At 26.5% G+C, this 11,209-nt stretch carries 11 protein-coding genes; 10 read left to right on the forward strand and 1 reads right to left on the reverse strand.

The window, feature by feature from the left end; translation table 11 throughout:
- The first annotated feature begins 19 nt into the window (after nt 1-19).
- From BN2920_RS11250 to BN2920_RS11265, 5 genes are all read left to right on the forward strand, one after another.
- The gene (locus BN2920_RS11250; RefSeq protein ID WP_058295099.1) at nt 20-1,837 is read left to right on the forward strand and encodes a cation:proton antiporter; all 1,818 of its coding nucleotides are present in this window, start codon (nt 20-22) and stop codon (nt 1,835-1,837) included.
- Between the two features lie 533 nt (nt 1,838-2,370).
- A complete protein-coding gene (locus BN2920_RS21405; RefSeq protein WP_157065775.1) occupies nt 2,371-2,535 on the forward strand; it encodes a hypothetical protein in 165 nt (54 codons plus the stop codon).
- Between the two features lie 47 nt (nt 2,536-2,582).
- Nucleotides 2,583-2,984 carry a VOC family protein gene (locus BN2920_RS11255; protein WP_058295100.1) on the forward strand — a complete coding sequence of 134 codons (402 nt, stop codon included), beginning with the start codon at nt 2,583-2,585 and terminating at the stop codon, nt 2,982-2,984.
- A 645-nt stretch (nt 2,985-3,629) separates the two neighbouring features.
- A complete protein-coding gene (locus BN2920_RS11260; protein WP_058295101.1) occupies nt 3,630-4,958 on the forward strand; it encodes an APC family permease in 1,329 nt (442 codons plus the stop codon).
- Between the two features lie 166 nt (nt 4,959-5,124).
- The gene (locus BN2920_RS11265; protein ID WP_058295102.1) at nt 5,125-5,883 is read left to right on the forward strand and encodes a hypothetical protein; all 759 of its coding nucleotides are present in this window, start codon (nt 5,125-5,127) and stop codon (nt 5,881-5,883) included.
- Between the two features lie 104 nt (nt 5,884-5,987).
- Here BN2920_RS11265 and BN2920_RS11270 read toward each other — a convergent pair whose 3' ends face one another.
- Nucleotides 5,988-6,776 carry a histidinol-phosphatase HisJ family protein gene (locus BN2920_RS11270; RefSeq protein ID WP_058295103.1) on the reverse strand — a complete coding sequence of 263 codons (789 nt, stop codon included), beginning with the start codon at nt 6,774-6,776 and terminating at the stop codon, nt 5,988-5,990.
- Between the two features lie 156 nt (nt 6,777-6,932).
- Between BN2920_RS11270 and BN2920_RS11275 the strand changes: the two genes are divergently transcribed.
- The 5 genes from BN2920_RS11275 (at nt 6,933) to BN2920_RS11290 (ending at nt 10,834) form a co-directional block, all read left to right on the forward strand.
- Complete coding sequence (locus BN2920_RS11275; protein WP_058295104.1) at nt 6,933-7,397, forward strand: hypothetical protein; 465 nt, start codon at nt 6,933-6,935, stop codon at nt 7,395-7,397.
- A 225-nt stretch (nt 7,398-7,622) separates the two neighbouring features.
- Nucleotides 7,623-7,805: a hypothetical protein gene (locus BN2920_RS11280; RefSeq protein WP_058295105.1), complete on the forward strand. Its 183-nt coding sequence runs from the start codon at nt 7,623-7,625 to the stop codon at nt 7,803-7,805.
- Nucleotides 7,806-7,962: 157 nt separating this feature from the next.
- The gene (locus tag BN2920_RS22385; RefSeq protein ID WP_268259156.1) at nt 7,963-8,097 is read left to right on the forward strand and encodes a hypothetical protein; all 135 of its coding nucleotides are present in this window, start codon (nt 7,963-7,965) and stop codon (nt 8,095-8,097) included.
- A 509-nt stretch (nt 8,098-8,606) separates the two neighbouring features.
- Complete coding sequence (locus BN2920_RS11285) at nt 8,607-10,139, forward strand: DUF1538 domain-containing protein (protein WP_425306062.1); 1,533 nt, start codon at nt 8,607-8,609, stop codon at nt 10,137-10,139.
- A 14-nt stretch (nt 10,140-10,153) separates the two neighbouring features.
- A complete protein-coding gene (locus BN2920_RS11290) occupies nt 10,154-10,834 on the forward strand; it encodes a P-II family nitrogen regulator (RefSeq protein WP_058295107.1) in 681 nt (226 codons plus the stop codon).
- Nucleotides 10,835-11,209: the final 375 nt, after the last annotated feature.

Consider the following 11,209-nt stretch of genomic DNA (forward strand, 5'->3'; position numbering starts at 1 on the left):
TAAGACTGGAGATGAATGAATGTTTAATTATATTTTAGTATTATTATTATCTATATTATTTTCTAATATAATAAGTAGATTTATTCCGAAATTATCAGTACCTATTATACAAATACTTATGGGAGCGATAATAGCAATCTTGCATCCACAATTTATAATTGAACTTGATCCACACATTTTTTTAGTAGTTTTTATAGCTCCGCTTCTTTTTTATGATGGGAAAAATAGTGATAAAAGGTCATTATGGAATCAAAGAAAAGATATAATTTTAATGGCGCTTGCATTAGTTTTTATTACAGTAATATTGGTCGGGTTTCTTATAAATAAATTATCACCTTCAATATCTTTGGCAGCAGCATTTGCTTTAGCAGCAGCATTATCACCAACTGATTATGTTGCAGTAAGCGCACTTTCAAAGAAAATATCATTACCTAAGAAAGTAATACATCTTATAGAAGGGGAAGGACTATTAAATGATGCATCTGGAATAGTATCTTTTAAGTTTGCTTTAGCTGCTGCATTAACAGGAACCTTTTCTATATTTGATGCAACAGCAAATTTTGTTTTAGTTGCAATTGGTGGTATTATTGTAGGATTTATATTGGAGCAGATATTAATATATTTTGAAATATTTATAAGGAATCTTGGTATGGAGGACATTACAATAGAATTATTCCTTCAGATATTAACTCCATATATAATATATGTTATTTCAGAAGAAATATTTAAAGTATCTGGGATATTAGCTGTAGTTGATGTTGTAATAATAACGTTAGCTCTACATATAATCAGATTTTTATGGGTTTATTTAATTTTTAAGTTTGGAAATAAGAACCTTACAAAAGAACAAAAGAAAGCTAATTTACGTTCAGCATTTTTAAGTGCATTGTCTGGAGTGAGAGGCGCTGTTACCTTAGCAACTATTCTATCTATACCATTATTTTTAGAAAATGGAGATAAATTTCCTGAAAGAAACTTAATCTTATTTTTAGCAGTAGGAGTAATTTTACTTACACTCTGCATAGCAACATTTATACTTCCTATGTTTGCCCAAAAAGATCCTAAAGAAGAAGTTGATAATTTGAGAATATTAAAGAGTTCTCAAGTAAAGGTATGGGAAAATACAATAAATAAATTAAAGTTGGAAAATTATGATAAAAAGTATATTGATTTAACTGTAGCAGAATATAATCATAAAATTAATGAATTACTAAATGGCACTTCAGATTATAATAATTGGAATGCGGTTAATAAGGAAGAAAAGAAACTTAGAGTACTTTGTTATAAAAAAGAAATAGAAAATACAAGAAAGCTTTTAGAAGAAGAAAAAATAGATGAACAAGCAGCGTATTCATATGAAATGTTAGTAAGAAATAAAATTAAACTAGTGTCATCTAGAGAAAATATTTTATTAAGAGTTAAAGAAGCAATCAGGATAGTATCAATTATAATTTTTAATATAAGAAGAATAAATCTTATTTTAAAGGAATTGAAAGCTCAGAAGAATTCTGTTAAACGCTTGAAAATTGATGCACTAAGGTCACTTCATATTATTAATGCAGAGTATATAATAGATTACCTTAAGAAGAATATGACAATAGAAAATGAACAATATGTAAAAAATACAATTTTATATTATCAAAGATTAATATTAGTAGCAAATAAACCAATTCTTAAAAAGATAAATAAAGCTGAAAAGAAAAGAGTTGAATTTAAAGCATTGCAATTGGAAAGAGAAGTTATACAAGCATTATTTGAAACTGGGGATATTACATGGAATGTGGCGAGCACACTTAGGAAAAATTTGAATTACATTGAAAGCGATATACTTGATTAAAATTAAATATGTTAAACATAATAATGACCTCATATATTTAGAAAATATATGAGGTCATTATAGTTTCTACTATGACTTTATTAATTTGCGAACAGATTAAACTTATATTTGTAGTTACAATTAAGACATATTAATGATGTAATTTTGGAATGTTTATGTGTAATTGAAAAAGATATAGGGAAATGTTTTAAATAAATGTTGTTATATTTGGTAAAGCATAATTAAAACAAAAAATGAAATAAAGTAATCATAATATTATATGAGGATTATATATAGGATATGGTTACTTTATTTTATAGCAGAATTTATAATTTTAACAACATTTTTTTAAAACAAAATTACATAGATTTTTGGAAGAGTAAATAAGTATTCATTATGTAAGATATAAATATAAAAAACATATTTATTCTTATATGGTACATATAGAGTTATATAGAATTTTGTTAAATAAAATATTGAATATATAAAATAATATGTAAAAAAGCCGATATCTTATTAAGAAGAATTTTTAGTGTTCAAGGAGGTACTATTATATGAATACTATTGATAGCTATACTAAATTACGTATAGCTAATTCAAGAATTAAAAATTCACTTATCTTTATTATGGTTCTTAATAAAGGGATTAAAAATAATATCAGTTATAATTTGGTAAAAGATTATAAAATCACTATATTTAATTTTATTTTAGTAGTATAATGTAATTGAGAATAATAGTCATAATAGATCGAAGGAGGTGTTTAACTATGACATTAGAACTTGCACCATTTCTTTTTATGAATGGAAGAGGAAATGAAGCGATTGAATTTTATAAAGAAGCACTAAACGCTGAAGTTATTTTTAAGCAAACTAAGGATTGTTCTAATAATGATAAAATATCAAGCTATATTACATATTCAATAGTAAAAATTGGTGAAACTAATATTAATATTTCAGATGTTTTTCCAGGAATGGATTATCAAGAGGGAAATCAAGTTTCTATATGTATAAATTTAGATGATGCTCAGGAAGCAAAACGTATTTATGAAAAGCTAATAGAAGGCGGAGAGGTTATGAGTGAGCTTAAAAAAACTCATTTTAGTCCAGCACATGCTTTAATCAAAGATAAATTTGGAATCATTTTTCAAATTTATACAACAATTAAATAATATAATTGCGAGACATAAATAAGGAACGTACTAAGTTTAGGGTGAAATAACTGAAATAAAACCTTTATGGTGTGCGCGCTTGCTAGAAAAATGAAGCTGAAAATTTAAGCATCAATGATTGTTCCAAAAACCGTTTGTGAGATATAAAATCGGACAAACAATTTTGGAATAATTATTAATGTAAAAATTCTAAAGCTTCATTTTTTAATGCAATACAACGCATCACATAAGAGCTTTATTTGTTTGTTTCATCTAAAATCATTGTATCAAGTGTTATTATAAATACATATGTTTTAAGATTAAGAGATAGTTATATTTAGATTATAAATATCAATATATTAAAAAGAACAGCTTAATCTGCTGAATTATAACTTAAGACGTGATGTATCTATGATTTTTATGACAAGACAAAGAAATTCAATTTATAAGTATAAGAAAATATATTGATAGTTAAATATAAAAAGTGATTAAATTATATCAATACGTTATAATTTAATTATATATATTAAAAATTAATATTTATATACAAAACGTCGTTGAAAAATGGTGAAGAATGCTATATACTAAACAAAATGTATAATTATAACTTTATACGCAATAATTTATGCATTAAAAGTATGTTATAAAGAAAATAGGGGGGAACAAATGAAGAATAAAGGATATGGATTATTTACAACCATAGCTATGATAGTTGGAGTTGTAATAGGATCAGGTATATTTTTTAAAAGCGATAATATTTTAGTAGCAACTGGAGGAAACATTGGTCTTGGTGTTATTGTATTCTGTATAGCAGCAATTGCAATAATTTTTGGAGGCCTCGCAATGGGCGAATTAGCTTCTAGAACTACTGAGCCAGGAGGAGTTATAGCTTATGCTGAAATGTGTTGGGATAAACGTATAGCATGTGCATTTGGATGGTTTATGACATTTTTATATTATCCAACATTAATAGCAGTAGTTGCATATGTGGCTGGAATATATTTATGTATGCTGTTTGGTATCAATGGAAGCTTTGAATTACAAATATTAATAGGACTTATTGTTATAGTATCATTGTTTTTTATTAACACTATATCAGCAAGATTAGGTGGTATTTTTCAAAGTGCTTCGACAATAATAAAGCTTCTTCCATTAGCTATAATAGCTTTTGCAGGATTGGTTTTTGGTAATGTAGATGGATTATCTCTTAGTAATATGAGTGAAGGAATAAATTCAAGTGGATGGATTGCGGCAATTGCACCAATAGCATTTTCTTTTGATGGATGGACAGTCTCAACATCTATAGGTCACGAAGTAAGAAATTCTAAAAGAAATCTTCCAAGAGCTTTAATCATTTCACCAATTTTAATTTTAATAATTTATATTTTATATTTTGTTGGAATAAGTATATATTTAGGCCCTGAAACAATAATGGCATTGGGAGATGAGCATGTATATCTTGCAGCAAGAAACATCTTTGGTCATTTTGGGGCTAAAATATTACTAACATTTGTTGTTATATCTATTATTGGAACTGTTAATGGGTTAATCATTGGAATGATAAGACAACCATATTCATTAGCAATAAGAGGAATGTTTCCATGTAAAGATAAGATTTCAAAAATTGATGAAAAATTATATATACCAGTAAATTCGGCTATTGTTGGATTTGTTATATCAATATTCTGGCTGGCTATTCACTATATAACAACAAAATTATCGATGATGGGAAATTCTGATATATCAGAAATATCAGTGGCGATGAGTTACTTATTATATATAATTCTTTATGTAAAAGTATTAAAGTTTGGAATAAATAAAGAAATTAAAAGTATATTTATAGGAATAATTACGCCTATATTAGCAATAATTGGAGCTTTAATAATTGTGTTTGGTAGTATGAGTAATAATTTATTCTGGATATTTATGATTATTTGTTTCTCAATCTTATGCTCAGGCTTTGTTTTTTGGAAAAGACAAGAAAAATCTAATTAAATATAAACACATTAAAATTTATAAAAAGAAGCATTGCTATAGAGTTTTAGTAATGCTTCTTTCAAATTTATTAGTTATATAAAATTGATAAACATTATCTTAAGTAAATAAAAAATATATCGAAAATAAATTGAATTAAAACAGGTATTTAAGGTGGCGATATATTATGTCAATTAAGATAAATTTAGCAATAATAAATAATTCTTACAATAAATCTATTAGTTCGGTAAGTTTTACTTCAAAAATTGCAAGAAGTGGAAATAGTGTCAGTGAAGCTAGTACAGAAGTAAAGCCAAATATAAAAATCACAACAAAAAATGTTGTTCCAGAGGCTTTATCTACATATGTTTCTGACATAAAGGAAAATTCAAAAGATATGATGAAGACCATAACAGATCTTTATAAAAATAAAAGTGAAGGTGACGAAAAAGAAATGTATAGGTCAATGAAGAAATTTACTGAATGTTATAATGATATTATAGATACTAATAAAGAATATTCTACTGATTCAGGTGTAAAGAAGTTAACAAAAAAGTTAAAGAGTCTTGTTGAAGATAATAAAGAAGAACTTGAAAATATTGGGATAACATTAAAAAGCAATGGAAAATTAGTAGTAAATGAAACTAAGTTATTAAGTGTAGCAGAGGATGGGCAATTAGACGAATTTTTATCATCTAATAAAGATTCAATTACTAAGAAAAGCTTTATGGATGAGGTAAGAAAAATAAGCAGAAAAATTTATAGAGATCAAACAACATTTTTAAGTGATAAATCAAAAGGAATCTTGCAAAATCCTATTGTAACTTATAAAGAAGTACTTGAAAGCAGTGAATCAGATAATACCAGTAATTCAGAAGGAGATGCTATTACTGACGATAATTCAAATTTTACTACTTTAGGAATAAATTTAGATGTAAATGCATAAATAAAAAATATAAGTTTTTAGAGAATATATTTATATTATAAAAGTGGATATATAAATGCTTATACAATTGTTAAAAACTTTTGTATAAGCATTTTTGTATGCAATTATAGCTTCACAAATTTAGGCTTCATCTTGTTAAATCTACAAGTATACTTATAGCCAAGGTCTTTAAGTGCTTCATTAACATAGTCGAACTTAGTAGCTATTTGTTCAGTAGTATGTGAATCAGAACCAACTGTAATTATTTCTCCACCTAATTCTTTGTATAATTTTAAAATATTTGTTGAAGGCATTAAATCGGGGAGGTTGTACCTAAATGAAGATGTATTAAGCTCAATTCCTTTACCATTTTCAATTACTTTTTTTAAAATAGCTTCTATGTAATCAATAAATAACTTATCTTCTAATATAGTAGGATCATATCTTTTTATTAAATCAAGATGCCCCAAAACAGAATAATCATTATAAGAATTAACTATATCAAATAAAATCTTATAATAACCTTCATAAGCTTCGTACAGAGTTTTTCCTTTATGGTAGTCTCTTGTATATAGCTCATTTCTATCAATTGTATGAATTGAACAAATTACAAAATCAAAATCATGTTCTTTTATTTCTTTTGAGCATCTTTCAAGAAGATGAGGTTGAAGTCCCATTTCAAGACCTTTTTTTATTGAAATTCTATCTTTATACTTTTCTTTATAAGCATTTAATTCTTCGAAGTATCTATTATAATCAATCTTAACATTAGGATTCCCTACTATGTCATAATCAACATGATCTGTAAAACAAATTTCTTTTAAGTTAAGGTTTATTGACTGCTCTATCATATCCTTCATTGGGGTTTTTGAATCAGCAGAAAAAGAGCAGTGCATATGATAATCATAAAGCATATTAAAAATCTCCTTAAATTTTTCTATAGTACATTTTTTATTATATCTCATATAGAATTTATGTCCATAATATAACACAATTAAAAAATAAAATCATAGAATAAATAAGCAAAAATATGAGTTAGAGTAGTATCAGCAATTTTAAGGAGTATAAAATTGAGTGAATTAAAAATAATAAAATTTAAAAAAGAATCAAAAGATAATTACAAGATTGTTACACCAGAAATAGCTTATAAATATAAACATAGATATAAAAAATTATTAAAAAAAGTGAAAAATAGAGACAAAATTATATGTATATTGTTTGATGAAATTTACGCTCTTTATATTGAAAAGAAAAATTTAAATATATCAATGGAAAAAATTCATATAAAAACAAAACTTGGTTCATATTTAAGTGGAGGATGTGGAATTGGTCCATCACTTTTAACAAGTCTTGTTGGAAGTAGCTTATTCACATATATGAATAGCTATTTCAAAAAACTCACATCACCAGTTGCAGTATTATATTGCTCAATTGTAGTGGCTTTAGCAATTTATTTATTAACAATTCAGGATAATCAAGTAGAAATGTATAATTTATTCTTAGAAGTTTTAGAAAGAATAGAAAAAGGAATGTAATTAGTAAAAGTTATACTTTAATAATGTTGAAGGTATACTAAATTCAGATTACACGGCATAATACTTTGATACGATTGCAGAAGAACATAGAAAAAGTGAAATTAAGTGCTGCTAGATGGCAATCAAAAATGTGTATTTCATAACTATTACAATTAAGGAGAAGAAATATACGGATATAAGTTTCAAATATGCACAATCTATTAAAGAAGAAAGGATGTGTTTGAAATGGAGAATAAGAAAAATTGTGAATGTACAAAATGTAGCAGCTGCTCATGTCATGGAAAAGATGAAAAAAGCGAATTTTATAATAGTTGGGATTCAGTTCCTAAGACATATGATTCAGCAGAATCATTTCACAAACATGAAAAAACAGCTGGAAATAATCAGTGGTGTTCTACTCATAAATAAGTAAATACACAAAAAATTGAATAGTATATTTATAACAACTAATATAAACCATATATTTTTTAGCGATAGTTTTAAATAATAACATATTATAAAAAATAATATAATATTTTATTATTTTACTATATGTGTCTAAAATGTGGAGAGGGCGTGATTTGTTATGAATAAATATAATTTGAATAAAAGAAATACAAAAGAAAAATATTATGAACACGAAGGCGGATATATTTCTTATAATCCCAAAACAAGAAAAGAAAAATATACGCCTTTTAGAAAAATGGAAAACAACCATTAAATTTATTTTTGCTATAAAAGTTTGATTAGAGTAAACTAAAAATATCTTAAATTTAGAAATGTATGAAGAACATATGAAAATTAAGTTAAATTAAAAATAAATAATTAGGATTAAAAGGATTGTATTACTAAATAGTTCTTTTAAACTATCAGCAAACTAAATTAATAATAACAATTTTATCTGCACACACGTATGACTAAAATAATCACTTAAAATAACCATAATAATCGATTAAAGATATATTTAAGAGAGAATGTGGCGGTATATAATTATTATACTGTCTATAAAATTCTTATCCCAACTTAAATTTTAAGTTGGGATAATTTTATGATAAAAACTTAGCTATAAAATATTTAAAATTTAGAAAATATTATTAAAATGTATTGATATAAAATTAACTTTACAAAAAATTAATAGTTTTTTATTGAATAGAGGGTGTGTAATAAGGTGATTTTAATGTATAATGTAAATATGAAATAAAAAATTTAAAAAAGAAAGGAAGAATGTGGTTGTATCGAACAAAACTTCAAGAAAAATTAAATGAGTCACTGAAAGCAGTCCTGCCTATTATAGGAATTGTTCTTTTGCTTTGTTTCACAATTGTACCTATTTCGCCAAGTATTTTGATGGCATTCATAATTGGTGCGGTACTTTTGATTATAGGGATGACTTTTTTCTCACTAGGTGCAGAAATTGCTATGACACCTATGGGAGAGAGAGTAGGAACCTCTATGACTAAAACAAAAAAATTATGGATAATGATAGTGCTTGGATTTATACTTGGTTTTATTATTACTATATCTGAACCAGATCTTCAGGTATTAGCAAATCAAGTACCGTCAATTTCTAATGGCGTATTAATTGTAGCAGTAGCTTTAGGAGTAGGAATTTTTTTAAGCATTGCTCTTCTTAGAATATTATTTAGTATTGCACTGCCGCCTATGTTGGTATTTTTTTATTCAATTGTTTTTATATTAGCATTTTTTGTACCTAAAGATTTCTTAGCAGTCGCCTTTGATTCAGGCGGTGTAACAACAGGACCTATGACAGTACCATTTATAATGGCACTTGGCATTGGTATTTCTTCAATTCGTAGTGATAAACATGCAACAGATGATAGTTTTGGATTTGTTGCTTTATGTTCTATAGGACCGATTATGGCGGTTCTTCTACTTGGAATGATTTTTAATCCAGCTGGTAGTGAATATTCTACAGTCACTATTCCTGAGATTGCTCATTCTATTGCCCTTAGGCAGCTTTTTTCTAATGCACTTCCAACATATATTGTTGAGATTGCAATAGCACTTCTACCAATTATCGTGTTTTTCGGAATTTTTCAATTGATTTCCTTAAAGCTGAACAAAAAGTCTTTAATTAAAATTTTAATTGGACTTGGTTATACTTATATTGGATTAGTATTATTTTTGACAGGGGTTAATGTAGGATTCATGCCTGCTGGTAATTATATTGGACAAATAATTGCATTGCTTCCATATAATTGGATCATTGTTCCTATTGGAATGCTAATAGGTTATTTTATTGTAATGGCAGAACCAGCAGTATATGTTTTGACAAAACAAGTTGAAGAACTAACAGATGGAGCAATTCCTGCATCTGCTATGAAAATTAGTTTATGCATAAGTGTGTCTTTTTCTATTGGATTGGCTATGATTCGTGTACTTACAGGAATTTCAATTTTATATTTTATGATTCCGGGATATGTAGTGGCATTAGGATTATCCTTCTTTGTGCCCAAAATATTTACTGCAATTGCTTTTGACTCTGGTGGAGTAGCATCAGGTCCAATGACAGCTACATTTTTATTACCATTTGCCATGGGAGCATGTGCATCTGTTGGAGGAAATATTGTTATGGACGCATTTGGTGTTGTTGCTATGGTTGCTATGACTCCTTTAATTACAATACAAATTCTTGGTCTTATTCATAAGCTTCAAGCTAAAAAATCTAAGGCATCTGGTAATGTTAATGATGTCAAAGAGTCACTTGAATTAATTGGTGATTATGATATTGTTGAATTATAAGAAGGGAGTTTTATATGAGTGAATTATTTATGATGACCACTATTACAAGTCGTAATATGGTTACTAAATTTCTATCTTTTTATAAAGAAAGCCAAATGGCAGTTTCATTGGTTACATTAGGGGGGGGGACAGCTAATAGTGAGATGCTTGATTATTTTGGATTGGAGTCATCAGAAAAAGCTGTTATATTTGGAATAGTTACAGATGAAGTATGGGATTATATAAAAAAAGGATTACAAAGTAAACTTCAAATTGATGTGCCAGGAACTGGGATTGCATTTACAATCCCACTAAGTAGCATTGGTGGAAAACGCGAATTGTTGTTTTTAACAGAAGGTCAAAAGTACGAAAAAGGAGAGGAAAGTACATTGAAGGAAACCAAACATGAATTATTAGTTGTAATTGCAAATCAAGGATATAGTGATTTAATAATGAAAGCTGCAAGAAGTGCTAATGCTAATGGTGGAACTATTATACATGCAAAAGGAATTGGAATGGAACTTGCAGAAAAATTTCTTGGAGTTTCATTAGCATCAGAAAAAGAAATCATATTTCTTGTAACTAAAAAAGAAGAAAAAAATAAAGTAATGAAAGCTGTAATGCAAAATGCTGGAATGGAAAGCAAAGCAAAATCGATTGTATTTTCACTTCCAGTTACTGATACAGCGGGACTAAGATTAATTGAAGAAAGTTAATTTTATAAATAAGCAAGAATACTGGATAAATTTATAAAAATTAAATAAGTAGATCAAAAGGAATTAATATTCTATTTAATTTGCAAAAAAGATAAGTGATTTGTTTTAACTGATTTTTTGTGAAAATATTTTAAATTAAGAATATTAATTCCTTTATTATGGTTACATTTATTTATAAGTTCTAATATGCATTTATATAGTTATAATATTATATATAGCGAATTTTAATAATAAACTTCAATGTACTATAAGTGTTTATATATTTGAAAATATGATATAATTATAAAAAATAGCACATATGTTCTTTTGAACAATTTAAATAAAAAGGAAGTATATATTCAATTGTTATACAGAATATATACTAAGATTTGAAAA

Source organism: Clostridium neonatale (genome assembly GCF_001458595.1).
GTDB classification, from domain to species: Bacteria; Bacillota; Clostridia; order Clostridiales; family Clostridiaceae; genus Clostridium; species Clostridium neonatale.